Here is a 26,298-nt window from a genome sequence, read left to right on the forward strand (position 1 = left end):
GTTTCGACGGGTCGTCGCCCGTTCTTGACGCGCTGTTCACGCGCCCGATCGGCTGCGGGAAACTGAGCCGCCTGAAGCCGGGCGGCGGTCAAAGCGGGAGGGACCGGCGCCACTGGCTGGCGGACCGGTGTCGGGCACGCTGACCAGGGGGGTACCGTTTCGGACGGACCAAGATCGGCTTACGAGGAGGCCCGGTGCAGACGACGACGGTGGACATCCCGACAGGCGACGGAGTGGCGGACGCCTCTCTGACCCGGCCGGACGAGGACGGCCCGTTCCCGGCGGTGCTGCTCTACATGGACGCCTTCGGCCCGCGCCCGCGCCTGGTCGAGATGGCGGAACGGATCGCCTCCCGCGGCTACCTGGTGGTGACGCCCAACCTGCTCTACCGGGCTGGCCGGGCACCACTTGTCGACCTGTCCCGCCTCGGCGACGCCGACCAGCGCAGCGCGATCTTCGAGAAGGTCATCCCGCTGATCCGCGCGCTGACCGCCGACGTGATCAGCCGGGACACCGCCGCGTACCTCGACTTCCTGGCCGCCCGCGACGACGTCCGGCCCGGCCCGGTCGCGATCACCGGCTACTGCATGGGCGGCATGAACGCGCTGCGGGCAATCGAGGCGCACCCGGACCGGATCGTCGCGGCGGCGAGTTTCCACGGTGGGCGAATCGTCCTCGACGAGCCGGACAGCCCTCACCTGGGCGTCGGCTCGATTACCGGCGAGGTGTACTTCGGGCACGCGGACAACGACCAGTCGATGACGCCCGAGCAGATCGCCACCCTGGAGAAGGCGCTCGACACCGCAGGTGTGCGCTACCGCTCGGAGCTGTACGAGGGCGCCCACCACGGCTACACCATGTCCGACACCCCGGCCTACAACGAGCAGGCCACCGAACGGCACTGGGCCGCCCTGTTCGACCTGCTGGACCGCAACCTGCCGACAAGCTGAGGCCAGCGGGACGGCTGCGGGCCGGACAACACCGCCACAACTGGTGTACGGCGTGTCCGGCGTCAGCCGAAACCGCCCGCGTTGCGTCCGTTGCGGGGCCGCCCCGGCGTACGGGTGGTGACGCTGAACCGACCGTCGGGCTCCATCCGCACCTCGCGGACGTCCGCCAGGTCGGAGACGCCCTGCTGGCGTAGCAGGGTGTGCAGCTCCTCGTTGGTGATCAGCTCACGGCGCATGTTCTCCCGCATGATCTCCCCGTCGCGGACAAGCACCAGCGAGCTGGGCCGGATCAGCCGCGCGGCGGCCTGCCAGCGGTACGCGACGGCGTTCAACAGGTACGACCAACCGATGATCACCCCGACCAGCAGCAACCCGTCGGTGATCGAGTTGTAGCCGCCGGACATTCCGTTCTGCGCGGCATCGGCGAGCAGCACGATCACCAGCAGGTCGGTGACGCCGGTGGTGCCGCTCTCCCGCTTGAGGATGACCCGCAGGAGCGTGAACAGGGCGAGGTACATGACGCTGCCCCGTACCAGGATCTCCAACACCGGGGTGTCCGGGATGAACACCTTGCCCCAGTCGGCCATCCGACGGGCTACCCGCCGGCCGCCCAGCCATGCCTCCCGGCAGCCTCCTGCTGCTCGGCACCTGCGCGGCGGGGCCGGATCAGCCGGTGGCGGTAGCGGTGGGCAGGCCGGGGACCTCGACGTCGACCGCGAGCAGCGCACCGTCCGTGGCGCCTGGCTCGGTGAGCCCGAGTCGGGCGGTCCCGATGAAGAGCCGGCGCAGGTCGGGGCCGCCCAGGCAGATGCCGGCCGGCTGGCGGGCGGGGAGCTGGATGTGGCGGTCCAGCGTCCCGTCGGGCCGGTAACGGCGTACCGCCGAGCCGCCCCACAGCGCGACCCAGAGGTGGCCCGCCGCGTCGACTGTCATCCCGTCCGGGGAGCCGTCGGAGTCGGCGAGTCGCAGGAACGGTTCCCGCCCGTGCAGGGCACCGGTGGTCCTGTCGACTGTGAACCGGTCGACCTCGCCGCGCGGAGTGTCGGCCAGGTACATGGTGGTGCCGGTGGCATCGAACGCCGGCCCGTTCGGGATGGTCAGCCCGGTCACCGCCGGCACCGGTGCCGCGCCCGGGGCGAGCAGGTAGAGAGTGCCCTGGCCGGGCAGTACCGCGTACGTCATGCTGCCGGCCCAGAAACGGCCGTGCGGGTCGGCGACCGCGTCGTTCATCCGGGTCGGCTCGGGTGCGTCGGCGACCAGGTCGGCGACCGGTCGGGCGTCGCCGGTGGCGGGCAGCACCGTGACGCCGGTGCCGGCGGCGGCCAGCCAGTCGCCGACACGGCCGGCCAGCGGGGCGACCGCGCCGAGCGGAACGTCAAGGCGGCGCAGCTCCCGCAGCGGGCCGGGGCGGTCTCCGTCGGTCTCCAGCAGTCGACCGGCGAGCAGGTCGACCAGGACCAGCCGGTCGTCGACCCAGCGCAGCCCTTCGCCCAGCTCCAACAGGTCAGGGGCCCAGACGGTCGGTTCGGTCAGCTCCATCGTGCTCCTCCAACGATCTCCGGCGGTCGAGGTCGGCCGCCGCGCCGGTCAGCGGATAGTGCCGCCCGGCCCGTGGTCGAGTAGCGCCAGCTCCGCCCGGTCGGGCAGGCCCTCCCAGTCGCCCCGGGTGGCGACCGCGAACGCGCCGGTGGTGACCGCCCGGTCCAGCCGCGCCGGTACGTCGTCGCCATCCAGCCAGCCGGAGAGTAGCCCGGCCACGAAGGCGTCGCCGGCCCCCACGGTGTCCACCACCGGAACCTGGCGGGCCGGCCGGTGCACGGTGCCGGTGGCGCTGTGGCTGGTGGCCCCGCCAGCGCCGTGCTTCACGACGACCTCGGTCACGCCGGCCGCGTGCAGCGCAGCGATCGGGTCGGCGGCGTCGGTGAGGACAGCCAGCTCGTCGTCGGAGGCGACGACCAGGTCGATCGAGGGCAGCAGCGGTCGCAGCGCGGCGGCCGCCTCGCCGACCGACCAGAGCCGGTTGCGGTGGTTGACGTCCAGACAGACGGTGCTGCCCGCCGCACGCGCGAGCCGCACCGCCGTCACCACCGCGTCGTACGGCTCCGCGCCGAGCGCGCAGGTGATGCCGGTGACGTGCAGCAGCCGGGGCGGTCGGGCCGGCGTGTCGAACGCCGGCGTGACGTCGGCGGGGCGCAGCCGGGACCCGGCGGAGCCGGCGCGGTGATAGGTGACCCGGTTGATGTCGGCGACCCGGGCCTCGAAGAGGATCAGCCCGGTGGGGGCCGTCGGGTCGACACGGGCCCAGGTCAGGTCGACGCCTTCGGCGCGCAGCGTGCGGCGGACCAGTGCACCGGGCTCGTCCGCGCCGGTGACCCCGACCCACGCCGCGTGGTGGCCGAGCCGGGCCAGCCCGATCGCCACTGTCGACTCGGACCCGGCCACGGAGATCCCGGCGGTGCCGCCCAGCCGCAACGGCCCGGTGGTGCGGAAGGCCGCCATCGTCTCGCCGAGGGTGACCAGGTCGGTCACGAGCGGACCGCCGCGACGAAGGTGGCGGCCCGCTCGCGCAGCGCCGCGCGGTCGCCGCCACGGACGGCATCGCCGAGGAGAGGTGAGCCGACCCCGACCGCCACCGCTCCCCGGTCCAGGTAGCGCCGGACGCTGTCCGCGTCCACCCCGCCCACCGGCACGAACGCGGTGTCGGGGAACGGGTCGCGCAGCGCACCCAGGTAGTCGGGACCGCCGAGAGAGGCAGGGAACAGCTTGATCGCCGTGGCCCCGTCGCTTGCGGCCCGTACGACCTCGGTGGGGGTGAGCGCGCCGGCCAGCACGGCCAGACCGAGTCGGACGCCCTCGACGACGCTCGGTGCCACCGCCGGGGTGACCAGGAAGCCTGCGCCCGCGTCGGCTGCCGCGCGGGCGTCTTCGACGCTGAGCACGGTGCCCGCGCCCAGCGCGAAGTCGGGTCCGAGCGCGATCCGGGCGCCCCGGATGATGCTGAGGGCGTCCGCGCTGGTCAGGGAGACCTCGATCAGCGCGACGCCGCTGTCGGCCAGGGTGAGCACCGAGGCCAGCGCGGCCGCCGGGTCCGGGCCGCGCACGATTGCCAGCAACCGGTGGGTACGCAGCTCGTCGAGCAGGTTCATCGCGAATGTCCTCAGTGGATGCGGTGGGCGGAAATGGTGAGCCGCCAGGCAACCTCGCCAGCGGGTGGGACGATCGCCGCGTCGTGCGGGCCGGCGTCGGCCAGGTCGAAGGCGGCGCCGAGCATCGGCTCGACCCCGACGCTTCGGTAGGGGGCGACGGCCGGCCAGCCGCCCAGGTTGCGCCAGAGCGCGGTGCTGCGGGGCTGCCCGTCACACTCCAACTCCAGTGTCAGCCGGTCGGGGCTGTCGATCACCTGGACCTTCGGGCAGTCGAGCAGCACCGCCCCGACCGCGGTCCCGTCGTCGGGGCCGAACGTGTCCAGCGGTAGCCCGGCCGGAGCGGGCCACGTACCGGTCAGCCACGGGCTGCCGGTGGGCCAGGCGCCGGGCGGCAGCAGGGCGGCGGCCTCCGGGTGCAACCGGGTGGGGGTGCCGGCGGGCGCGTCGAGGTGGGCGTCGGGGGAGAGGCCGAGCAGGGCGTGCGCGGCCCACACGAAGCGGTATCCCGGGTCGGCGGCCAGCCGGTAGTCGGCCACCACCACCCCGCCGGAGTCGCTGATCCGGCGGGTCAATGTGAACGCCGGCCGCTCGATGACCACGGTGCCAGGGCCAGCGGTTCGCCACGGGCGGGACCACACCTCGCCGTGGTCGGGCTCGCCGCGCACTGTGGGCAGGCACTCCTCCAGCCCTCCGGCGTCGACGAACGGGTCGCCGGGGCGTACCTCGTGGCGGCCCGGCTCCGGGCCCCGCCACAGCCACTGCCGGTCGCCGCCGTGCAGGCGGGTCCACCGGCCGCCGCGGGCCGCGTCGTACTCCACGCGCAGCGGGACCCGCGTCGGGCCGGTCACCATTCGGCGAACGATCCGTCGCGGTGCTGCCAGACCGGGTTGCGCCAGGCATGCGGTGTACGCGCGGCCTCGCGGACCGCCGCCTCGTCCACAGTGATGCCCAGGCCGGGCCGGTCGAAGCGGGCGATGTGCCCGTCCACGAACCGGAACGGCTCCCGGTCGACCACGTAGTCCAGAAGCTCCGAACCAACGTTGTAGTGGATGCCGATGCTCTGTTCCTGAATCAGGAAGTTCGGCGTCGCGAAGGCCACCTGGAGGCTCGCCGCCAGCGAGATCGGCCCGAGCGGGCAGTGCGGGGCGAGCAGCGCGCCGTACGTCTCGGCCAGCGCGGCGATCCGGCGGACCTCGGAGATGCCACCGGCGTGCGACAGGTCCGGCTGCACCACGGCGACCCCTGCCTGCAACGGGCTGAGGAATTCGGAGCGGCCGTAGAGGCGTTCGCCGGTGGCCACCGGGATCGGGGTGCCGGCCACGATGTCCCGCAGGTGGTGGGCCTGGTCGGGCAGGACCGGCTCCTCCACGAAGAGTGGGCGCAGCCCGGCCAGTTCGGGCAGGATCCGGCGGACGGCGGCCATCCCGGCTCTGCCGTGGAAGTCCAGGGCGATGTCCCGCTCGGGGCCGAGCACCTCGCGGGCGGCGGCGACCCGACCGACCACCGCGTCCACCTCGGCGGAGGTGGGGATGGGAGAGAGTCGCCCGCAGGCGTTCATCTTGACGCCTGTGAGACCCGCGGCGACCTGCGCGGCGGCGGCGTCGGCCACCTCATCGGGCTCGTCCCCGCCGATCCACGAGTAGATCCGCACCCGGTCGCGCACCGGCCCGCCGAGCAGTGCGTGCACCGGCGCGCCGTACGCCTGCCCGGCGATGTCCCACAGTGCCTGGTCGAGGCCGGCGACCGCGCTGGAAAGGATCGGGCCGCCGCGATAGAAGCCACCCTTGGTGAGCACCTGCCAGTGCTGCTCTATCCGAAGTGGATCCTCGCCGATCAGATATTCGGAGAGCACCTCGACGGCGCTGCGCACCACCTCGGCGCGTCCCTCGACTACCGGCTCACCCCACCCCACGAGCCCGTCGTCGGTCTCCACCCGGCAGAACAACCACCGTGGCGCGACCAGGAAGGTCTCGATCCGCTCGATCTTCACTGACTGCCCCTTCGTCCCCGTGCCTTTTCGACGTCGCGGACGGCCTTGTCCAGCAACTCACGCATTGCGGTCTCGGCCGCCGTCTCGTCCCGGGCGCGCAGCGCGTCGACCACGGCGCGGTGACTCGGCACCGGGTCGTCGTGGGCGGCACCGCCGTGTACGAGCCGATCCCGTTCGGCGAGGCCCGTCTCCATCACCACTTCCATGCGTTCCAGCAGCTCGTTGTGGGTGGCGGCGAGCAGCCCGCGGTGGAAGGAGAGGTCGGCGGCGACGGCGGCCGTGGGGTCGCCCTCGGCCTCGGCCATCTCGGCCAGTGCCTGGTCCAGTGCGGCGATGTCGTCGTCGGTGCACCGGCGGGCTGCCAGCCGCGCGGCGGCCGGCTCGATGATGGCGCGGACCTCGTGCAGTTGGTCGAGCAGCGTTTCGTGGGGGCCCTCGGCGAACTGCCAGCGGATCACGTCACCGTCGAGCAGGTTCCAGTCGGCTCGCGGCCGGACGAACGTGCCGCGCTTCTGCCTGGCGTCGACGATGCCCTTGGCCGAGAGGACCTTCAGCGCCTCGCGCAGCGCCGTCAGGCTGACGTCGAACTCCTCCTGAAGGGCGGCGATGTTCAATGTCGACCCGGCGGCGATCTCACCGGTGAGGATGCGGCGGGCGATGGCCTCGACGGTCTGTCCGTGGACGCCGCGGCTTGCATACTGTGCCAATGGTCTTCCGGCCTTTTCGCTGGTGTCGGGTTCGATCTTTCAGGCCGAGGTTTTCACCGCTGTCCAGCCACCGTCCACCACTAGGCTCGCGCCGGTGACGTAGGCGGCATCCGGTGAGGCGAGGAAAGCCACCGTCGCGGCCACCTCCTCGGGTGTGCCGAACCGCTTCGCGACGGTCTCCTCGACGCTGCGCTGACGGTCCTCTTCGGACACGTCCGCCCAGGCGGCGGTGAAGATCGGGCCGGGCAGCACCGTGTTGACCCGGACCCGCGGGCCGTACTCCACGGCGAGCTGGCGGCCGAGCGCGACCAGGCCGCCCTTGGCCGCCGCGTACGCGGGACGGCCGGGCAGCCCGACCAGGGCGTGCACCGACGAGATCAGCACCACCGCTCCGGACCGTTCCCGCAGGTCGTCGAGGCAGGCGCGGACGCCGAGGAAGGAGCCGGTGAGGCTGACGCCGAGCTGGTGGTCCCAGGACTGCCGGCTGGTCTCGTGGGCCGGGGCGACCTGCACCGCGTAGGCCGTGCTGATCAGGATGTCCACCGGACCGAGGCCCGCCCGGACGGCGGCCACGGCGGTCGACCAGTCGGCGTCCACACTGACGTCGCCCATTACGGACAGTGCCCGGTCGCCGCGTGCTGTCAACTCGGCGGCCAGCGGGCCCGGGTCGGTCACGTCGAGCAGCGCGACGGCGGCTCCCTCGGCGGCCAGCCGCCGGGCGATGGCCGTGCCGATCCCGCCCATGGCTCCGGTGACCAGGGCATTCTTCCCTTCGAGGCGGCGCATAGGCTGACCTCCCTGACCGTGGTGTCGGTATCAACTAATCATTAATTACGAAGATATCTTGACAGCCGGCGAGGGCCGATGCAACCTTCTGGTCACACACATTCACATGGCCGACACATGGCGTCGTGACGTTGCGTGTCGTAGAGGAAGGACACCCTCGTGAGCGACTTCGACCCCGGTCGCCGGCGATTCCTTGGCCACCTCGGGCTTGCCGGCCTCGGCGCCCTTGGCGCCGGCTCGTTGCTCAGCGCGTGCGCCAGCTCGGCAAGCGGGCCGACGACGGGCAACGGCTCCGGCGCGGTGACCATCCAGTCGAACCTCTCCTCGCCGCAGGCCAAGGCGGCGATGGAGAAGCTGATCGAGAGCTTCAACGCGCAGGGCAAGGGCACGGCGAGCCTCAACACGGTCGCCTCGGAGACCTTCCGCACCCAGTTGCCGACCTACCTCACCTCCGCCAACCCGCCGGACCTCTACACCTGGTACGCGGGCTCGGTCGCAAACGACTACGCGAGCCGCAACCTGCTGCTGGACGTCTCCGATGTCTGGAAGTCACTTGGCGACTACCCGCAGTCGCTGCGGACGCTCTCCACCGACGGCAGCGGCAAGCAGGTCTTCGTACCGATGAACAACTACTGGTGGGGCTTCTTCTACCGTAAGTCCAACTTCGCCAAGTGGGGCGTGCAGGAGCCGAAGACCTGGACCGACTTCCTGGCCCTGTGCGAGACGCTGAAGAGCAAGGGCGTCCCGCCGATCGGCATCGGCCTCGGCGACACCCCGTGGGTGGCCTCGGCCTGGTTCGACTACCTCAACATCCGGATCAACGGCGCGCCGTTCCACCGCGAGTTGCTCGCCGGCAAGCAGCGCTTCGACGACCCCAGGGTCAAGGCGGTCTTCACCCGCTGGCGGGAGGCCCTGCCCTACTTCGACCCCAAGGGCAAGGCGTACCCGTTCCAGGAGGCGACCACAGCGCTGCTGGCCGGCAAGACCGGCATGTTCCTGATCGGCACGTTCTTCGCCGACGCGGCACCCAAGGACGCCCTCGGCGACCTGGACTTCTTCCGGTTCCCGATCATCGACCCGGCGGTGCCGCTCGCCGAGGAGGCCCCCACTGACGGCTTCTTCGCCAGCGCGAAGACCGCCAACCCGACCGGTACGAAGGCGCTGCTCACCTACCTGTCCTCGGTCGAAGCGCAGGAGGCGTACGTGAAGGCCAGCTCCGGCATCGTGCTGCCGGCCAACCCGAAGGCCAGAGCGTCGGACTCTCCGCTCGTGGTCAAGGGCAAGGCGATGCTCGACGAGGCCAAGGAGCTGACCCAGTTCTTCAACCGCGACTCAAGCGACGCGCTCCAGCCGACCGCGGACACCGCGCTTACCAAGTTCATCGACAAGCCGGACCAGATCGACGCGATCCTGCGGGAGTGGCAGGCCGCCGCCGAGAAGGTCTTCAAGGGCTGACGTGACAGCAACGATCTCCACGACTTCGGTCACCCCCACCCGGCGGCGGCGACGGTCGGCTCGACTGTCGCCGCTGCTGGTGGCGTTCGTCCTGGTGCCGTTCCTGGTCGAGAGCATCTGGGTGTTCTGGCCGGCGCTCCAGGGCTTCTGGTTCTCCCTCACCCGCTGGGACGGCATGTCGCCGCCGGCCTTCGTCGGCGCTGACAACTACGTCGAGCTTGCCGGCGACGCCACCTTCCGGGGTGCGCTCGTCAACACGGTGATCTGGCTGGTGCTCTTCGGCGGCCTCTCCGTGCTGGGCGGCTTCGGCATGGCGCTGGTCCTGCAGAAGGAGCGGCGCGGGGTCGGCTTCTACCGCGCCGCGCTGTTCACCCCTGTGGTCTTCTCGCTTGTGGTGACAGCGCTGGTCTGGCGGGTCTTCTACCAACCCGACGGCATCGCCGACACGCTGTTGCGGGCCGTCGGCCTGGAGCAGCTGATCCGGCCCTGGCTTGCCGACCCGCAGACCGCGTTGTACGCGGTGATCCTGCCCGCGCTGTGGCGGCAGATCGGCTACGTGATGGTGCTGTTCCTGGCCGGGTTGAAGGCCATCGACCCGGCGCTGCACGAGGCGGCCCGGATGGACGGCGCGAACTCCTGGCAGAGGTTGCGGCACGTCACGATTCCCCAGCTCAAAGGGGTAAACGCGGTGGTGCTGTCGGTCATCGTGATCGATTCGCTGCGGTCGTTCGACATCGTCTGGTCGCTGACGAAGGGCGGCCCGTACCACTCGTCGGAGCTGCTCAGCACCTACATGTACTCGACAGCGTTCCAGAGCCTGCGGCTGGGCTACGCCTCCGCGATCGCCGTCGTGATCTTCGTGCTCGCGCTCGCCGTCATCCTCGGCTACCTGGTCCGCGCGTTCCGGGAGGAAGCGTGATGAACAAGCTCCGCACCGGGGCCTTCCACACCGGCATGATCCTGCTCTCCCTGCTGTGGCTGGGCCCGGTGATCTGGGTCGTGGTGATGTCCACCCGATCGTTCGACGACATCGCCGCACACGGCGTGGGCAGCCTGCCCCGGTCGTTCACGCTGGACACCTACCGGCAGGCGTGGACCGACGGTGGCGAGCTGCGGGCGCTGATCAACAGCATGCTTGTCACAGTCCCCTCGGTGCTGTTGAGCCTGGGGCTGGCCGCGATGGCCGCATTCGCGCTTAGTCGCTTCCGGATCCCCGGCCGGCGGACCATCCTGCTGCTGATGCTCGCCGGCAACCTGCTGCCGCCGCAGATCCTGCTCATCCCGGTGGCGAAGTTCAGCGAGTTGACCGGCCTGTACGACACGCTCTGGGCGCTGATCGCCGTGCAGGTCGGCTTCGGGCTGGGCTTCTACACCTTCGTCCTGCACGGCTTCATGCGGGACCTGCCGGGCGAGATTCAGGAGGCGGCGACGATCGACGGCGCGGGCACTGCGCAGATCTTCACCAAGGTGATGCTGCCGCTGACCCGGCCCGCGCTTGCCGCCCTCGGCGCGCTCTCCTTCACCTGGATCTTCAACGACCTGCTCTGGGCGATCACCGTGCTGCGTACCGACGACAACATGCCTGTCACACCGGCGCTGCTCGGCCTCCAGGGGCAGTTCGTCTCGTCCTGGAACGTCATCGCGGCGGGCACTGTCATCGCGGCTGTCCCCACCGTCGCGGTGTTCCTGCGCTTCCAGCGGCACTTCGTCTCCGGTCTGGCGCTCGGAGCGGTCAAGTGAGCGCCCAGCGCTGGACGCTGCGCGGCGCGCACACCGAGTACACGGTGACGGTGCCCGCACACGGCCGCTGGCTGGAACTTGTCGCGTGGGGGCCGCACGGCGTCTCGGAAGGGCCGTCGCCTGTCGCCTACGGCGGCCCGGTTCCGTTCCTCACCGCCGGGGACGCCGCCCCCATCGAGTACGCCACCGACGCCGACCGCCCGTTCACGGGTGCCGATCTGGTGGTGGAAACCCCTTCCGGGCAGCGCCGGGTCGGCTTCGGGCACACCGGGGCACGGGCCGACGCCGACGGGCGGGAGCTGGCTGTCGACTTCGCCGACAGGGTGACCGGGCTGCGGGCCACGGTGCACTACCGGGTGCCTGCCGGCACCGACGTGGTGCAGCGGTGGGTCGAGCTGACAAACGGCGGCGGGTACCCGCTGCGGGTGGTCCGGGCCCTCTCGGGCGGGTTCAATGTGCCGACGCCGCACGGTGCGCTGCTCAGCCACCAGTGGGGGCAGTGGTCGCAGGAGTTCCAGCTCTCCCACGTCGAGCTGGGCCACGGCACGTTCAGCATCGGCAGCTCCCAGGGCGTACCCGGGCATCTGCACGTGCCCTGGCTGGCCGTGCGGGACACCGCAGCCCCGACCGGCGCGGCCTGGGGGATGGCCCTGGCCTGGACCGGCTCGTGGGAGATCAGCGCCGAGCGGGACACCGGCGGCCTGACCCGGGTACGGGCCGGCCGTCAACTTGTCGACGGTCCGCTGGAGCTGGCACCAGGTGAGCGGTTGGGGCTGCCTGTGGTCGCCGGGGCCTACAGCCCGGACGGCCTGGACGGGCTGGCCCGGGTCTGGCACACCCACCAGCGGCTGCTGGCCGCCGACCGGCTCACCCCGCGTCCGGTGCTCTACAACTCCTGGGAGGCCACCTACTTCGCCGTCGAGGCGCAGAGCCAGTTGGCGCTCGCCCGGATCGCCGCCGAGCTGGGCGTGGAGACGTTCGTGGTGGACGACGGCTGGTTCGTCGGCCGCAACGACGACACGGCCGGGCTGGGCGACTGGACGCCGGACCCGGCGAAGTTCCCGGCAGGCTTCGACGCGTTCATCGCCGACGTCCGCGCGCTCGGTCTGAACTTCGGGCTCTGGGTCGAGCCGGAGTGCGTCAACCCGAAGTCCGCGCTCTACGCCGCGCACCCCGACTGGGTCTACTCCGTCGACGGTCGGCCGCTCACCCCGGTCCGCAACCAGTACCTGCTGGACCTGGGCCGGCCGGAGGTCGCCGAGTTCGTATACTCCACAGTGGACGGCCTGCTGCGCCGCTACGACATCGACTACCTGAAGTGGGACTTCAACCGCCCGCGTACCGAGCCGGGACGGCCGGGCGGCATCGGCCCCGTCGACCTGGACGGCGCGCACGTCGCCAACCTGCACCGGATCTACGAGCGGCTGCGCCACGACCACCCCGGCGTGTTCATCGAGGCGTGCGCCGGCGGCGGCGCGCGGACCGACCTGGCGATGGCCGCCCGCGCCGACGTGTTCTGGCCCAGCGACAACACCGGCCCGCTGGACCGGCTGGCCATCCAGTACGGCTTCCTGCACGCCAACGCCCCGCACCTGCTCAGCTCCTGGGTCACCGACGCGCCCGGCCTGTTCGACACCCGGCCGCGCTCGTTGGCGTTCCGGTTCGTGCTCGCGATGGCCGGCGTGCTCGGCGTCGGCGCTGACATCCGGGCCTGGACTGCCGCCGAGCGGGCCGAGGCGGCCGGCTGGATCGCCCGCTACAAGGAGATCCGGGACGTCGTCACGCACGGCGAGGTGCACCTGATCGGCGGCCCCGACCAGGCGCGCTGCGCCGTGCAGTACACCGCTGCGGACGAGAGCCGGGTCGTCGTGCTGGCCTGGCACACAGGCCACCTCGACGGCACCGGTCTGCTCCCGTCCCGCCCGGTGCGGCTGCCGCTGCGCGGGCTCGACCCCGTCGCGAGGTATCGGCACGGCGATCGGCGCTACTCCGGCAGTCACCTGGGCGCCGTCGGCCTGCCCGTGCAGTGGAGCCCGACCCACGACGCCGACCTCATCGTGCTGACCCGCGACTGAGGTCGGAGCACCACCACCCCACCCCCGAGGGACAGGAGTACCTCCATGCGCCTGATCCGACCGCTGACCGTCGCTCTGGCCGTGCTCGGCCTGGGCGTCGTCGGCCCGCTGCCGGCCACCGCCGGCCCACCGCCCGCCAGCCCACCGCAGCCCGGCCACGGCCACGCACCCGGCGGGCCGGGTCGACCCGGCCACGCCCCCGCCGCGACCGGCGCCGAAGACCAGGGCGCGCCGACGTTTCACAACAGCGGGCTCGCCCCCACGCCCTACCAGGGCTGGAACACCTACTTCGGCCTCGGTGGCGACCCCACCGAGGCCGAAGTACGGTCGGTCACCGACCACATGGTCAGCAGCGGCCTGCGCGACGCCGGCTACACCTACGTCTGGATCGACGGCAACTGGGCCGCGCCCACCCCTCGTAACGAGGCCGGTCAGCTCGTCGCCGACCCCGCACGCTTCCCGGGTGGGATGGCCGCGCTGGCCGCGTACATCCACAGCAAGGGCATGAAGGCCGGCATCTACACCGACGCCGGCCCGTACCTGCCGGGGCAGTGCGGGCTGGGCAGCAACGGCCACTACGCCGCCGACGTCGCACAGTTCGCCGGCTGGGGCTTCGACGCGCTCAAGGCCGACTGGCTCTGCGGCCGGGCCGCCGGGCTGGACCCGGAGGCCACCTTCCGTGAGCTGGCCGAGGCGGTGCGCCAGTCGCCCCGCCCGATGCTGCTCAACATCTGCAACCCGGTCAGCTCCGACTGGGGCGGCGGGCCGTACACCCCGGAGCAGCTCTCCACCTGGAGCTACACGTACGCGCCGACTGTCGCCGACTCGTGGCGGACGTACACCGACGTGGGGCTCACCGACCCGACGCCGCAGTGGGCGTTCCCGTGGGTCCTGCGCAACATGGACGTCAACGCGTACCACCCTGCGGCGACCGGGCCGGGCCACTACAACGACCCGGACTACCTGCTGCCGATGCGTCCGCTGCCCGACGGCGGGTACGAGTTGAGCCTGGAGGAGTCCAAGACACAGCTCGGCATGTGGGCCATCATGGCCGCGCCGCTGGTCATCGGCTCCGACCCACGCGGTCTGCCCGACGAGATGATCTCGGCGCTGACCAACCCGGAGATCATCGCGGTGGACCAGGACCCGCTGGTCCGCCAGGGCGTCAAGGTCGCCGACACCGGCACCGACGCGCAGGTCTGGAGCAAGGTGCTCACCGGCGCCGGCAAGCGGGCGGTCGCGCTGCTCAACCGGCACGACTCCGCCCAGCAGATCACTGTGACCTTCGCCGACGTCGCGCTCGACGGCCCGGTCCGGGTTCGTGACCTGTGGGCCCGCGCGGACGTCGACGCCGCGCCGAGCACGGCGGGTGTCCAGCCGTTCACCGGCTCGTACACAGTGGAGGTCCCGGCGCACGGCGTGGCCATGCTGGGTCTGCGCGGCGCCGACCAGGTCGCCGGCGCCAACCTCGGCGGCACGGCGAGCGCCAGCCCGGCGCTGGTCCGGGTGGACGACACGCACGCCACAGCCTTCGTCCGCGACGCGCAGGGCGCGTTGGCTGTCAACACCCGCTCCGGTACGACCTGGGGGACGCGCTGGACCTCGCTGGGCGGCCCGGTCGGCGGCCGGATCCTCGGCCAGCCGGCGGCGTACGCCTCGGCGGACGGCCGGATCGACGTCTTCGTGCGGGGCACCGACAACGCGGCCTGGCAGCGCAGCTTTGTCGGCGGGAAGTGGGGACCGTGGCGCAGCCTCGGCGGCTCGCTTACCGACGGACCGACTGTGGCGTGGACCAGCCCGACACAGTGGACGCTTGTCGTCCGTGGCGCCGACGGCAAGCTCTGGTCACGGACCCCGGGCGCCGGTTGGACAGGCGTCGGCGCTCCCGACGACAGGCCGATCTACGGCCGGCCGAGCGCCGTCGTCGACGACGCGGGAGTGCTGCACGTGGCGGTTCGCAGCCGTACCGACGAGGTGTGGTGGCGCAGCCGGACCGGCACCACCTGGTCGGCCTGGACCAACCTGGGCGGCACCACGAGCGGCAGCCCGACACTGCTCGCCACGTCCGGTCGGGTCTACCTGTTCGCGCTGGCCGCCGACAACCGGCTGTGGCAGCGCAACCTGACCGACGGAGGGTGGGGCGGCTGGTTCCGCCGCGGCGAGTTCGCCACCGACGCCTTCCGGGGCGCACCGGGAGCCGCCGCCGGTGCCAACGGCAGCGCCTGGCTCGCCGTACGCGGCGTTGACGACCGGGTGCACCAGATCGTCCTCTGATCCACGAATGGCGGGCCGTCGTCTCACGGCCCGCCATTCAGCATGCTCGGGAGCCCTCGGCGTCAGTCGCGGCGGATCAGGCCCGGCCCGGCGGTGATGTCGATGTCGCCGCTGTCGACGTCGTGACCGGCCGCGCAGCGGAGCACAGCCCGCACGGGCTCGCCACAGTCGTGGTGGAGGGCGATGATCGGAGGGCCTGCGTCGTCGGCGGCCCAGGCGTCGCCCCAGTTGCGCAGCGCGGTGATGACAGGCAGCAGCTCACGCCCCTTGGTGGTGAGCCGGTATTCGTGGCGGGTGCGCTGCCCCGGCTCCCGGTAGGGGATCCGTTCGAGCAGGCCGGCGGCGACCATCTCCTTCAGTCGGGAGGCGATGGCGGGCTCGCCGATCCCGACCCGGCGGACGAAGTCGTCGAAACGGCGCGTACCGAGCAGAGCGTCGCGCATGATCAGAAGCGTCGACCTGCTGCCCACGATGTCCATCGCGCGGGCCACCGAGCAGTTCGTATTCGACCAGGAGTCGCGGTCGTCCCGTAGGTCCTCCATGCGTCCAGCCTACCTGACTTGCATTAGAGCTAGTCAGGTGCTTCACTGGGTCGCTGCTGGCTTCAGCAGACGCAAGTCAGCCGGACGCACACCGTGAGGACGCCAATGGCCACCAACACCGCAGCACCCAGACCGGCTGCCACCGCCCGCTCGTCCCTTCGTGGCTCTCCCGCCGCGACGCTTCTCGCCACGTGCCTGGGCGCGATGATCACGTTCCTCCAGATCACCGCCACCGTGTCCGCCCTGACCACCATCCAGCGCGACCTGCGGGTCGACGCCACCACACTGATCTGGATTCCCAGCGCGTACACACTGGTCGTGGCGAGCGTGGTGCTGTCCGCCGCCACTCTGGGCAACCGGTACGGGCGTCGGCGCATGTTCAGCGCGGGCGTCATCGCCATGATCGTCGGCGGTGCCGTGGTGGTGAGTTCGCCCACAGTGACCTGGGTGATCGTGGGGCAGATGGTCGCGGGTCTCGGTGGTGCCCTGATCCTGCCGAACAGCCTGGCGATCCTGGGCGCCACCTTCACCGACCCGCACCGCCGTACCGAGGTCATCACCGCCTGGTCGGCGGCCTCCGGCATCGGTCTCGCGGTCGGCCCGCTGATCGCCGGGGCGCTGTTGCAGCACCACTCGTGGCACAGCGTCTATCTGTCCACGATCGTGCTGGGCCTGGTCACCCTCGTCGTCGCCGCGATCGGAGTGGCCGAGTCCCAGCCGAGCGCGGGCCGCCTCGACGTACCCGGCCTGCTGCTCGGCACCATCGCCATCGCCGCCGCCGTCTACGCCATGATCCGGGGCGGCCGGGACGGCTACACGAGTCCGGTGGTGACGTCGGCCTGGGTTGCCTCGGCCGCCGCGCTGATCGCGTTCGTGCTTGTCGAACTGCGCACCGGCGCACCGATGCTCGACGTACGGCTGTTCCGCTCGAAGTCGTTCAGCGCCGTCATGGTCGTCGCCGCGGTGTCGCTGTTCGGCTTCACCGGCGTGGCGATCCTGCTCGTCCTGTTCCAGGAGCGGGCGCAGGCCCTCAGCCCGCTGGACACCGGCTGGCGGATGCTCGTGCTCTTCGGTGTCTACGCGGTCGTGGCCTTCGGCGCGGGGCGGCTGATCCGCCGTACCGGGTTCAAGGCGCCCCTCACCGCCGGCCTCGTCCTCGGGGCACTGGCCAGCTTCGGCCTCGCCACCCAGGGCCCGACCACTCCGTTCGACCAGCGGTGGCCGCTGCTCGCGCTGTTCGGCGCGGCCTGCGCCCTGGTGGTGGCTCCGGCGACCGCGGCGGCACTGGCGAGCGTCGCGCCCGCGCAGGCGGGCATGGCCTCCGGCGCCGTCAACGCCGCCCGCCAGGTCGGCTCGGTGCTCGGCTCGTCCCTGCTCGGCACGCTGCTCACCACAACGATGCTGTCCGACCTGCCCGAGCGGCTCGCCGCCCACCAGGTCGACGCGCCCACCCGGGTCGCTGTGCAGGCAGCCGCGGCCACCGGCGCCACCGACGGCCAGCCACTGCCTGATCCGGTACGGGCGGCGCTCGCCGAGGCCCTGACCTCCGGAGTCCAGGCCGGCTTGTGGATCAACGGCGTCGTCTTCCTCGTCACCGCCGTTCTCGCGCTCACCCTCATCCGCAACCGGCCGCACCAGCACTAACCGCCGATGGTGTCGACGTCCTCGATCGCGTCGGCCGAGCCGGTGCGGGGAGGGGCCGGCCATCGGCGCCACGAAGGGTCGGCGACCTGGTCGATGGGTGTGCGGCGGTGGGCGATTCCAGCGTACGCCTCCGCCAACGGCACCGCTGTGCGAAAGGCTTGCGCCGCACCCTGCCGTCGGTGCCCGTGCAGCCGAACAGGTTGGGGGCGTACGGTGGGCATGTCGCCCGGGGCCACCGGTGGCCGCCGGATGTCGTCGCCACCAGCCCGCCAGGGCGTTACCGATCGGTCAACCCCACCGCTGGACGTGTTGGTCGTCGCCGACCAGGTCTCGCCAGTCGATTTAGCTGATACCGCCCATTCGGGCTTGCGTGATGACCGGACACGGCATCCCACACGCGCTTTCACACCGCCGTCCACGCGCAGAAGAATTCCGGACGGCTCAACCATGGGAGCACCAGATGAGGATCGCCAAGCACAGGATCGTCGACGCACTTCGCGACCGCGGCCAGCAGGCCAGGGCCGACTGGGTCGAGCGCGAGCTGCCCGAGCGGGTGGATCCGGCCAAGCACTCCGGCCTGCTCGCCACCCTGCATCTCGACGCGGCTGACCTCGTCGACGCGCCATCCCCATGAGGGTTGCGCTGCTCGGACCGGTCGCCTGGCGTACGCCCCCGCACCACTACGGCCCCTGGGAGCAGGTGACCGGCCTGCTCGCCGAAGGGCTGGTCGCCCACGGCGTGGACGTGACCCTCTTCGCGACGCTGGACTCGGTCACCTCCGCCCGACTCGACGGTGTGTGTCCCCAGGGGTACGCCGACAACCCGGACATGGACGGCCGGGTGTGGGAGGCGATGCACGTCTCCCACGCGTTCGCCCGCTCGGCGCAGTTCGACCTGGTGCACAGCCACCTCGACTGGCTGCCGCTGGCCTTCGCGGAGCACTGCCGAGCACCACTGCTCACGACAGTGCACGGCTTCTCGAGAGCGGGGATCCTGCCGGCCTACGCCCGAGCCCGATCGTCCTACGTGTCGATCTCCGACGCCGACCGGTCGCCGGAACTCGAATACGTCGCCACGGTGCAGCACGGCGTCGACCTCACCGGTCTGCCGCTCACCCCTGATGCCGGCCCCGGCTTGGTCGTGTTCGGCCGGATCCACCCCGACAAGGGCACCCACACCGCGATTGAGATCGCTCGCCGCGCCGGTCGGCCCCTGACCATCTGCGGCATCGTGCAGGACGAGCGGTACTTCGCCGAGCAGGTGGCCCCGCACATCGACGGCGACCGGGTCGTCTACCTCGGATCGGTCGGTCCCCGACGACGCGCCGAGGTGCTGGGTGCCAGCAGCGCCCTGTTGCATCCGATCGCCTTCGACGAGCCGTTCGGACTGTCCGTGGTGGAGTCGATGGTCTGCGGCACGCCTGTCGTCGCGTACGCGCGAGGGTCCATGCCGGAGGTCGTCGACGAAGGCGTGACGGGATACCTCGTCCACACCGTCGAGCAGGCCGTCGACGCGGTGACCCGGGTCGTCGACCTCGACCGAGCCGCATGCCGGGCGCGGGCTCGACAGCGCTTCAGCGCGGACCGGATGGTCACCGACTACCTCGCCGTCTACGAGCGTGTCGTCCGGGGCGGAACCCCACCCGCCGAGCGACCGGTCGTTCCCGACCAGGCGAACCTGGTCAGATCGCATCCGTAGCTGACCGTCCCCCGAACACGTTCCGCCGGTCACACACGCTGACCGGCGTGCGCCGTCACCGCGTGAGGTGCGTCCCCGTACGTGAGGTGGCCGCCGACAACCCGGAAGGCCAGACGTTCATGCCCAGTTACGGATTCCTCAGCACCCACCCGCCGACCCGGTGTGGACTTGCCACTTTCAACTCGGCCCTCGCCGCCCAGCTCACCGCCGACGGCACGCGCGGTGGCATAGTGCGGGTCACCGACCACGGGGACGACCCGCGGCCCGGCCCCGGCGTGGTGCACACCTGGTCGACGCGGACCCCGGCGGGCTGGCGGGACGCCGCGGCGGCCCTGAACTCCTTCGACGTGGCCATCGTCCAGCACGAGTACGGCATCTATCCCGGCACCGACGGCGAGGACGTCCTGCCGTTGCTGCGTCGGCTCACCGTTCCCAGCATCGTGGTCCTGCACACCGTGCTGCGTAAGCCTTCCGCGCGGCAGAAGTCCCTGCTGGAGCAGATCGTCGCCACCGCCGGTGCGGTCGTCACGATGACCGACACCGCCCGCGACCGCCTGCTCGTCGGCTACGCCGTGGCGGCGAGCAAGGTGACGGTCATCCCGCACGGCGCCGCGGAACTCGCCGGCGTGCCCGTCGAGCGGCGTACCCGACCGCACCTGCTGACCTGGGGGCTGATCGGCCCTGGCAAGGGGATCGAGTGGTCGCTGCGCGCCCTCGCCCGGTTGCAGGACCTGGAACCGACGCCCACTTACACAGTGGCCGGCCGGACCCACCCCAAGGTGATCGAGCACCACGGCGAGACGTACCGGGCGGGCCTGCACCAGCTCGGCGCCCAGCTCGGCGTCGCGCACGCCGTGGACTACCAGGACCTCTACCACGACCAGGAGACCCTCGGCCGCCTGATCCGCTCCGCCGACGTCGTCGTGCTGCCGTACGACTCCCGCGAACAGGTCACCTCCGGCGTGCTCATCGAGGCGGTGGCCGCCGGGGTGCCCGTCGTGGCAACGGCGTTCCCACACGCTGTCGAGCTGCTCACCGGCGGACCCGGTCTGGTCGTACCCCACCAGAACCCGGCGGCGCTGGCCTTGGCGATCCGACGGGTCCTGACCGAGCCGGGCCTCGCCGCCCGGCTGGCCGGTCGGGTCCGGCCGTTGGCCGCGGATCTACGCTGGCCCGCGGTGGCGGCCCGGTACGGCACCCTCGCCGAGCGACTCACCGAGGTGCGCGCGCCCGCCGTCAGTGTGGTGTCGGCGTGACCGCGACCGCCGGCCGCCCCCGGACAGCGGTCGGCCGGCAGTGGGCGCCGGCGCCCGCGCCGAGCTTCGCGCACCTGGCCCGGCTGAGCGACGACACAGGTCTGTTCGAGCACGCTAGGCACGCCATCGTCCGCCGGGAGCACGGCTACTGCACCGATGACGTGGCCCGTGGCCTGGTCGTCGTCTGCCGTGAGCCGGAGCCGACCGAGGAACTGCTACGGCTCGCGGAGCGCTACCTCGCCTTCCTGACCCATGCGCAGGACGCCCGCGGCGCCTTTCACAACCGACTCGGGTACGACAGGCGTTGGGCCGACGAGCCCGGGCTCGGCGACTGGTGGGGCCGGGCGCTGTGGGGGTTGGGCACGGCCGTTGCCCGCAGTCCGGCCGCCTGGATACGGGAGGAGGCGCTGGTCGCCTTCAGCCGAGGTGCTATCCGCCGTGCCGCGGCCCCGCACGCGATGGCCTTCGCCGGACTCGGCGCGGCCGAGGTGCTGCGTCGACATCCGGGCCACGTCGCCGCCGCCGCGTTGTTGACGGCGGCCGCCACCGCCGTCGGAGCGCCGGATTCCGACTCGCGGTGGCCCTGGCCGCAGCAGCGGTTGACCTACGCCAACGCGGCCCTCGCCGAGGTGGTGATCGTCGCCAGCCAGCTGTGCAACGGTGGCCCGACTCTCGACGAGGGCCTACGGATGCTCGCCTGGCTGCGAAGTGTCCAACTCCGCGACGGACGGCTGTCCGTCGTGCCCGCCGCAGGGTGGCAGCGCGGGATCGTACGGCTGCACCACGACCAGCAACCGATCGAGGTCGCGGCCTTCGCCGACGCCTGCGCCACGGCAGCCATGGTCACCGGCGATCCGGTCTGGGACGACGGTGTGCGGCAGGCGATCGCGTGGTTCCTCGGTGACAACGACATCGGCACGCCCATGTGGGATCCGGCAACCGGCGGCGGCTACGACGGACTGACCGCGCACGGACCCAACCTCAACCAGGGCGCCGAGTCGACCCTCGCGCTCATCTCCACCCTGCAGCACGCCCGGCGTTGGTCGTGACCGGGATCCTGGCCGTCCGGCAGGACGTCACCCTCACCTCTGATCCACGCCGGGTCATCGTCAAGCTCTTCGTCCCGGGTGAGGACGCCGCGGTGGTGCGTACCCGCGCGGGCGCTCTCATCGACCGGGTCGCGCACCTCGACGACGAGGAGGTCGACCGGCTGCTGCGGGACACCTTCGACCGCTTCGGTGCCCGCCACCGCGACCTGGCGGGAACGTTCCAGCATCACTACGACCTCGTGCGGCACCGCGCAGCCCGGGCCGAAGACCTCTCTTCCGCCAGCCGGCTCCTCGTCGGCGCCTACTTCAGCCACGAGTACGCGGTCGAGGCCGCAGCCCTGTGCAATCCGTCCATGGTGGCCCACCCCGACCAGACCCAGCTGAGCGTCGGGCAGTTGCGCGTCGCGGTCAGCCTGCGCCAGATCGGGGAGGGCCACCTGTCGTCGATCGGGTTCGCCACCGCCGTGCTCGGGCCTGGGCGCCAGCTCACCGTCACCGAACGGTCCGGCCTTCTGGCGGTCGGACAGCGGACGGGCGTACGGCACCGGCGGGATCTACTGGTGAGCGGCATGGCCGAGGAGGACTGCGACAACGAGGTCACCGCCACGGTGTTGAACGCGTTGCCCGACCGGTACGACGAGGCGACCTTCGAGCGGGTGCTCGGCGGTCTGCCGCCGGATCTGCTCTCCCGCAGCACCGGCTTGAGCACGTTGGAACACCTGCGGCGTACCAACGCGGGCAGCTACGCCACGGCCTTCCCCGCCGAGACGGCTCTGCACGAACGCGTGCTCTGGCCGGCCACCCCGGCGGAGAGCAACGGCATGGAGGACGCTCGGTTCGTCAGGTTCACCGACGAGTCAGGACCGGTGTATCGGGCCACCTACACCGCCTACGACGGCCGGAACGTCGGCACCCGTGCACTGGTCAGCACCGACCTGCGTCGTTTCGAGATGACGCCGATGCGCGGGCCGGGGGCTCGTAACAAGGGGATCGCGCTCTTTCCCCGTACCGTCGGCGGCCGGCACCTGGCTCTCTGCCGCGCCGACGGCGAGACCATCGGTCTGACCGTCCTGGACACCGAGAGCCGCTGGCAACGTCCGATCCCGCTGCACGCTCCGCAGGACAGCTGGGAGTTGATTCAGGTCGGCAACTGCGGGTCTCCCATCGAGACCGAGGCGGGCTGGCTCGTGCTCACCCACGGTGTCGGGCCGATGCGTCGGTACGCGATCGGCGCGCTTCTGCTCGACCTGCACCGACCGGAGCGGGTGGTCGCGCACCTTCCCGGCGTGCTCCTGTCGCCTGAGCGGTCCGACCGGGACGGCTACGTACCGAACGTCGTCTACTCCTGCGGCGGGCTCGTCCATGACCGCGAGCTGTGGCTGCCGTACGGGGCCAGTGACGCCCGGGTCGGCTTCGCGACCGTGCCGGTGGCGGCTCTGCTCGCCGCACTGGTGGCCGGGCCCGCCCATGCACGGTCGGAGTGACCGCGGGTCGGCAGGCTGTCGCGCGGTGACGGTGTGGTGATCAGGTGAGGTCGCTGTCGGCGAGTTGGTGGCGCAGCTTGCCCAGCGCCCGGGTGATGAGCCGTGAGACGTGCATCTGGGAAACGCCGATCTGTTCGGCGATCTGGACCTGGGTCAGGTTGCCGTGGAAACGCAGGCTCAGGATCGTGCGTTCACGTTCCGGCAGCGTGGCGAGCGCCGGGCCGAGGGCGACGCGGAGCTCGACCACGTCGAACTCGTGGTCGATCATGCCGAAGGTGTCGCCGAGTTCCATGGTGCCGTCGGCACCGACGGGCGTGGAGAGGGAAGTTGCGTGGTACGCCCGGGCACCCTCCAGCCCTTCCAGAACGGTCTCCTCCGAGACGTCAAGGTACGTCGCGACGTCGGTCACCGTCGGCGAGCGACCGAGGGTGTGCGTGAGAGCGCTGTTCGCGGCGCTGATCGACAGCCGGAGTTCCTGGAGGCGGCGGGGTACCCGCACCGCCCAGGTGCGGTCCCGGAAGTATCGCTTGATCTCGCCGACGATGGTCGGGATGGCGTACCCGCTGAAGTCGACGCCCCGGGTGGGGTCGAACTGGTCGACGGCCTTGATGAGGCCGACCACGGCGGTCTGGTTCAGGTCGTCGTCCGGGGCGCCGCGTCCCGTGTAGCGGCGTGCCAGGTGGCGGGTGAGCGGCAACCACGCCTCGATGGTGCGGTCCCGCAACGCCGGCCGGCGGGGGTCGTCGGCCGGCATCGCGGCCAGCTCGGCGGTCAGCTTGGCCGCCGGGGCGGTGCTCCGCCGGCCGAAACCGGTGCTGGTCCTGGGCTCCAAAGTAGTGACCATGGGCTGGTCCTTCCCGCGTGTGCCCGTCGATCGGGTCGACCGGAGGATCTCCGAACCGGCTTTCGCCGGAGCGCACGTACGGGCGGGGTGCGCTGTCGCAGGGCCAAAACCACGGGCCTCGCCGCCGCGTCATGTCGTTCGGATGATGCCGCGGACACTACCGGAAAGTTTGATTAATTACTAGCCAAAAGGATGATGGTGGGCGTGATGCCGAGCATTTAAATGCCTGTTGAACTCCTCCCACGGTTTGGTACTTCGCCCCCAGGCTTCTACGGTGGTGCAGACACGGGGAGGTGGAGCTTGGTCGACGCTGGTGAAGCCGCGCGCTGGCTCCAGCTCAACGCACCCCGCGGCGGGCCCGACGAGCTGTCTCTGCTCGTCACCCGCGCCGCGCCGGCCATCGGCGCGACCGAGGTCGTGATCTACCTGGCCGACTACACCCAGTCCAGCCTCGTGCCGCTGCTGGGCGCGGGTCTCGTCCGGGACGAGCTGACGATCGAGACGACGCTGGCCGGCCGCGCGTTCACAAGCCTCGACGTGCAGCGTGCCGCCGAGACCCCCGACCGACTCTGGGTGCCCCTGCTGCTCGGCTGCGAGCGGCTGGGGGTGCTGGAGGTCGTGTCGCCGGACGCTGGTGACGCGGCGATGGACGTGCCCGCCTGGGAGTTGGCGGTGAACATCGCCCAGGTCCTCGTGAACCGCCGGCTCTACGGCGATGTCGTCGAGCGGATGCGGCGCCGCCTGCCCATGCAGGTCGCCGCCGAGATCGTGTGGGGGCTGCTGCCGCCGTTGACCTTCGCCACCGACGAGCTGGTGATCACCGCCATCCTCGAACCGTGCTACGACGTCGGCGGGGACATCTTCGACTACGCGCTGAACGGTGACGTGCTCAGCGTCGGCCTCTTCGACACCTGCGGGCACGGCATCAAGGCGAGCACCCTCGCGTCGCTGGTGGTCAGCGCGTACCGCAACGCCCGCCGGTCCGGCCTCGACCTGGCCGACACGGCGACGAGCATCGACCGGTGGGTGCACTCCGAGCACCCTGGCTCCTTCGCTACCGCGCTGCTTGCCGAACTGGACCGCCGCACCGGCCAGCTCAGAATCATCAACGCGGGTCACCCGGGGGCCATGCTGCTGCGCGACGGCAAGGCCATCCGGGAGCTGCCGGGCCCGACCGCCCTGCCGCTCGGCCTGGGGTACCTGTCGGCCGGCGCCCCCCGTGTGCACCAGGAGGAACTGCACCCGGGTGACCGGATCCTCGCCTACACCGACGGCATCACCGACGCGAAGAGCGCCGACGGGGAGCGGTTCGGCCTGGACCGGCTCGTCGATTTCGTCGGCCGCGCCCTCAACGACGGGCTGCCCAGCCCCGAGACGATGCGCCGCCTGGTGCGCGCCGTCCTCGCGTACCAGGACGATCAGCTCGACGACGACGCCACGGCCATGTTCCTGGAGTGGCGGCCACCGCATCTGCCGCTCGCGCACCTCAGCCGCCTCGGCGTGCCACAGGGCTGACCGCGTCGAGTGGGATTTTGCACTCGCAGTGCACTTGTCTCCGCATCGAGGGCTGTCTAGCGTCACAGCATGGCCGACTCGTGGACATTCGCCGTGGCCCGCAACGATCTGGGCCGGACCACCCTCGTCGACAGCGCAGCGCCCACTCCGGTTGACGGCGAAGCGCTGCTGCGCGTCGACCGCGTCGGCCTCACCGCAAACAACGTGACCTACGCGGTGCTCGGCGACGCGATGCGCTACTGGCAGTTCTTTCCGCCCGAGCCCCGCGGGCTCGACGGTCAGTGGGGGTTGCCGCCGCTGTGGGGCTTCGCCGAGGTCGTCGCCTCCACAGTGGAGGGTGTCGAGGTCGGTCAGCGCGTCTACGGCTACCTGCCTCCAGCGGGCCACCTGGTGGTACGCCCCGACCGGGTGAACGCGACCGGTTTCCGCGACGCCAGCGCGCACCGGGCCGAGCTGCCGTCGCCGTACAACTCGTACCGGTCGACCACCGGTGACCCCGCGTACCGGCCAGAGCAGGAAGACCTGCTGATCCTGTTCCGGCCGCTGTTCTTCACCTCGTTCATGCTTGCCGACCAGGTCATCGACAACGATTTCTACGGTGTGCGGTCGCTGGTGCTGTCGTCGGCGTCGAGCAAGACGGCGTACGCCGCAGCCTTCGAACTGCACGGCCGTGGCCCCCGCCTGGTCGGGCTCACCTCGCCCGGCAACCTCGCGTTCACGCGGTCGCTCGGCTGCTACGACGAGGTCATCTCCTACGACGACATCGACACCCTCGACGTCGTCGAGACCGCCTACCTCGACCTGTCCGGTGCGCCGGCGACCCGCGCCGCCCTACGCGGGCACCTCGGCGACCGGCTCGTGCGGGACATCGCTGTCGGACTCACCAACCAGACACCAAACGCCGACGCCGCCGGCGAGGTCTTCTTCGCGCCGGTGCAGATGCGCAAACGCGGCCAGGACTGGGGCCGCGAAGGGCTCGACGAACGGTTCACCGCCGCCTGGCAGCGCTTCGCCCCGATGCTCAGCGGGTGGCTCGACGTGCGGGTCGGCGACGGCCCCGAGGCACTACGGGACGCCTGGCTCGACGTCCTCGCGGGCCGTACGCCGCCCCGGACGGGCCACGTCGTCCAGCTCTGAGCCAAC

General features: G+C 71.5%; 24 protein-coding genes. 14 read left to right on the top strand and 10 right to left on the bottom strand.

Going from position 1 to position 26,298, the window contains the following annotated elements:
* Positions 1-194: 194 nt before the first annotated feature.
* Positions 195-950 carry a dienelactone hydrolase family protein gene (locus ADK66_RS23865; protein WP_053658984.1) on the top strand — a complete coding sequence of 252 codons (756 nt, stop codon included), beginning with the start codon at positions 195-197 and terminating at the stop codon, positions 948-950.
* A gap of 62 nt (positions 951-1,012) precedes the next feature.
* On the opposite strand, the gene ADK66_RS23870 is transcribed toward ADK66_RS23865, so the two are convergent.
* The 8 genes from ADK66_RS23870 to ADK66_RS23905 all read right to left on the bottom strand — a co-directional run bounded on the left by ADK66_RS23870 (position 1,013) and on the right by ADK66_RS23905 (position 7,579).
* Positions 1,013-1,537, bottom strand: coding sequence for a DUF421 domain-containing protein (locus tag ADK66_RS23870; RefSeq protein ID WP_053658986.1), 525 nt, complete (start codon positions 1,535-1,537; stop codon positions 1,013-1,015).
* Positions 1,538-1,616: 79 nt separating this feature from the next.
* The gene (locus ADK66_RS23875; RefSeq protein ID WP_053658988.1) at positions 1,617-2,489 is read right to left on the bottom strand and encodes an SMP-30/gluconolactonase/LRE family protein; all 873 of its coding nucleotides are present in this window, start codon (positions 2,487-2,489) and stop codon (positions 1,617-1,619) included.
* Positions 2,490-2,537: 48 nt separating this feature from the next.
* Complete coding sequence (locus ADK66_RS23880) at positions 2,538-3,479, bottom strand: sugar kinase (RefSeq protein ID WP_082377629.1); 942 nt, start codon at positions 3,477-3,479, stop codon at positions 2,538-2,540.
* Positions 3,476-4,096 carry a bifunctional 4-hydroxy-2-oxoglutarate aldolase/2-dehydro-3-deoxy-phosphogluconate aldolase gene (locus tag ADK66_RS23885; RefSeq protein WP_053658989.1) on the bottom strand — a complete coding sequence of 207 codons (621 nt, stop codon included), beginning with the start codon at positions 4,094-4,096 and terminating at the stop codon, positions 3,476-3,478. Before ADK66_RS23885 ends, ADK66_RS23880 begins: the two co-directional genes overlap by 4 nt.
* Positions 4,097-4,107: 11 nt before the next feature.
* Positions 4,108-4,947 (bottom strand): hypothetical protein, encoded by an 840-nt coding sequence (locus ADK66_RS23890; RefSeq protein ID WP_053658991.1) that lies wholly within the window; start codon positions 4,945-4,947, stop codon positions 4,108-4,110.
* Positions 4,941-6,086, bottom strand: a complete 1,146-nt coding sequence (gene dgoD / locus ADK66_RS23895; RefSeq protein ID WP_053658993.1) for a galactonate dehydratase — start codon at positions 6,084-6,086, stop codon at positions 4,941-4,943. The genes ADK66_RS23890 and dgoD overlap by 7 nt, the downstream gene beginning before the upstream one ends.
* Positions 6,083-6,793 (bottom strand): FadR/GntR family transcriptional regulator, encoded by a 711-nt coding sequence (locus ADK66_RS23900; RefSeq protein WP_053658995.1) that lies wholly within the window; start codon positions 6,791-6,793, stop codon positions 6,083-6,085. The genes dgoD and ADK66_RS23900 overlap by 4 nt, the downstream gene beginning before the upstream one ends.
* A gap of 39 nt (positions 6,794-6,832) precedes the next feature.
* Complete coding sequence (locus ADK66_RS23905; protein ID WP_053658997.1) at positions 6,833-7,579, bottom strand: SDR family NAD(P)-dependent oxidoreductase; 747 nt, start codon at positions 7,577-7,579, stop codon at positions 6,833-6,835.
* A gap of 159 nt (positions 7,580-7,738) precedes the next feature.
* Between ADK66_RS23905 and ADK66_RS23910 the strand changes: the two genes are divergently transcribed.
* The 5 genes from ADK66_RS23910 to ADK66_RS23930 are packed head-to-tail and all read left to right on the top strand — an operon-like array spanning position 7,739 to position 15,123.
* Positions 7,739-9,034, top strand: coding sequence for an ABC transporter substrate-binding protein (locus ADK66_RS23910; RefSeq protein WP_053658999.1), 1,296 nt, complete (start codon positions 7,739-7,741; stop codon positions 9,032-9,034).
* Position 9,035: 1 nt separating this feature from the next.
* Complete coding sequence (locus ADK66_RS23915; RefSeq protein WP_053659001.1) at positions 9,036-9,953, top strand: carbohydrate ABC transporter permease; 918 nt, start codon at positions 9,036-9,038, stop codon at positions 9,951-9,953.
* Positions 9,953-10,774: a carbohydrate ABC transporter permease gene (locus tag ADK66_RS23920; protein ID WP_053659003.1), complete on the top strand. Its 822-nt coding sequence runs from the start codon at positions 9,953-9,955 to the stop codon at positions 10,772-10,774. Before ADK66_RS23915 ends, ADK66_RS23920 begins: the two co-directional genes overlap by 1 nt.
* Entirely contained in the window at positions 10,771-12,849 is a 2,079-nt protein-coding gene (locus tag ADK66_RS23925; RefSeq protein ID WP_053659005.1) for an alpha-galactosidase, read from the top strand. The genes ADK66_RS23920 and ADK66_RS23925 overlap by 4 nt, the downstream gene beginning before the upstream one ends.
* Positions 12,850-12,894: 45 nt before the next feature.
* Positions 12,895-15,123 carry a glycoside hydrolase family 27 protein gene (locus tag ADK66_RS23930; protein ID WP_053659007.1) on the top strand — a complete coding sequence of 743 codons (2,229 nt, stop codon included), beginning with the start codon at positions 12,895-12,897 and terminating at the stop codon, positions 15,121-15,123.
* Positions 15,124-15,185: 62 nt separating this feature from the next.
* Here the strand turns inward: ADK66_RS23930 and ADK66_RS23935 are convergent, their stop codons facing one another.
* Positions 15,186-15,665 carry a helix-turn-helix domain-containing protein gene (locus ADK66_RS23935; RefSeq protein WP_053659010.1) on the bottom strand — a complete coding sequence of 160 codons (480 nt, stop codon included), beginning with the start codon at positions 15,663-15,665 and terminating at the stop codon, positions 15,186-15,188.
* Between the two features lie 204 nt (positions 15,666-15,869).
* On the opposite strand from ADK66_RS23935, the gene ADK66_RS23940 reads away from it, so the two are divergent.
* From ADK66_RS23940 to ADK66_RS23960, 6 genes are all read left to right on the top strand, one after another.
* Entirely contained in the window at positions 15,870-17,309 is a 1,440-nt protein-coding gene (locus ADK66_RS23940) for an MFS transporter (protein WP_231640167.1), read from the top strand.
* A gap of 460 nt (positions 17,310-17,769) precedes the next feature.
* A complete protein-coding gene (locus ADK66_RS31970; RefSeq protein ID WP_167946021.1) occupies positions 17,770-17,943 on the top strand; it encodes a hypothetical protein in 174 nt (57 codons plus the stop codon).
* Positions 17,940-19,007, top strand: coding sequence for a glycosyltransferase family 4 protein (locus ADK66_RS23945; protein ID WP_053659012.1), 1,068 nt, complete (start codon positions 17,940-17,942; stop codon positions 19,005-19,007). Before ADK66_RS31970 ends, ADK66_RS23945 begins: the two co-directional genes overlap by 4 nt.
* A 119-nt stretch (positions 19,008-19,126) precedes the next feature.
* Entirely contained in the window at positions 19,127-20,263 is a 1,137-nt protein-coding gene (locus tag ADK66_RS23950) for a glycosyltransferase (protein ID WP_053659439.1), read from the top strand.
* On the top strand, positions 20,260-21,312 hold the full coding sequence (locus ADK66_RS23955; protein ID WP_053659014.1) for a hypothetical protein: 1,053 nt from the start codon (positions 20,260-20,262) through the stop codon (positions 21,310-21,312). The genes ADK66_RS23950 and ADK66_RS23955 overlap by 4 nt, the downstream gene beginning before the upstream one ends.
* Entirely contained in the window at positions 21,309-22,796 is a 1,488-nt protein-coding gene (locus ADK66_RS23960; RefSeq protein ID WP_053659016.1) for a glycosylase, read from the top strand. Before ADK66_RS23955 ends, ADK66_RS23960 begins: the two co-directional genes overlap by 4 nt.
* A 40-nt stretch (positions 22,797-22,836) precedes the next feature.
* On the opposite strand, the gene ADK66_RS23965 is transcribed toward ADK66_RS23960, so the two are convergent.
* Positions 22,837-23,640: a SigB/SigF/SigG family RNA polymerase sigma factor gene (locus ADK66_RS23965; protein ID WP_053659018.1), complete on the bottom strand. Its 804-nt coding sequence runs from the start codon at positions 23,638-23,640 to the stop codon at positions 22,837-22,839.
* Between the two features lie 300 nt (positions 23,641-23,940).
* Between ADK66_RS23965 and ADK66_RS23970 the strand changes: the two genes are divergently transcribed.
* Both ADK66_RS23970 and ADK66_RS23975 read left to right on the top strand, forming a co-directional pair.
* Positions 23,941-25,155 (top strand): PP2C family protein-serine/threonine phosphatase, encoded by a 1,215-nt coding sequence (locus ADK66_RS23970; RefSeq protein WP_053659020.1) that lies wholly within the window; start codon positions 23,941-23,943, stop codon positions 25,153-25,155.
* A 69-nt stretch (positions 25,156-25,224) separates the two neighbouring features.
* Positions 25,225-26,292, top strand: coding sequence for a DUF2855 family protein (locus ADK66_RS23975; RefSeq protein WP_053659022.1), 1,068 nt, complete (start codon positions 25,225-25,227; stop codon positions 26,290-26,292).
* Positions 26,293-26,298: the final 6 nt, after the last annotated feature.

It is taken from the genome of Micromonospora sp. NRRL B-16802 (assembly GCF_001279555.1).
Classification (GTDB): Bacteria; Actinomycetota; Actinomycetes; order Mycobacteriales; family Micromonosporaceae; genus Micromonospora; species Micromonospora profundi.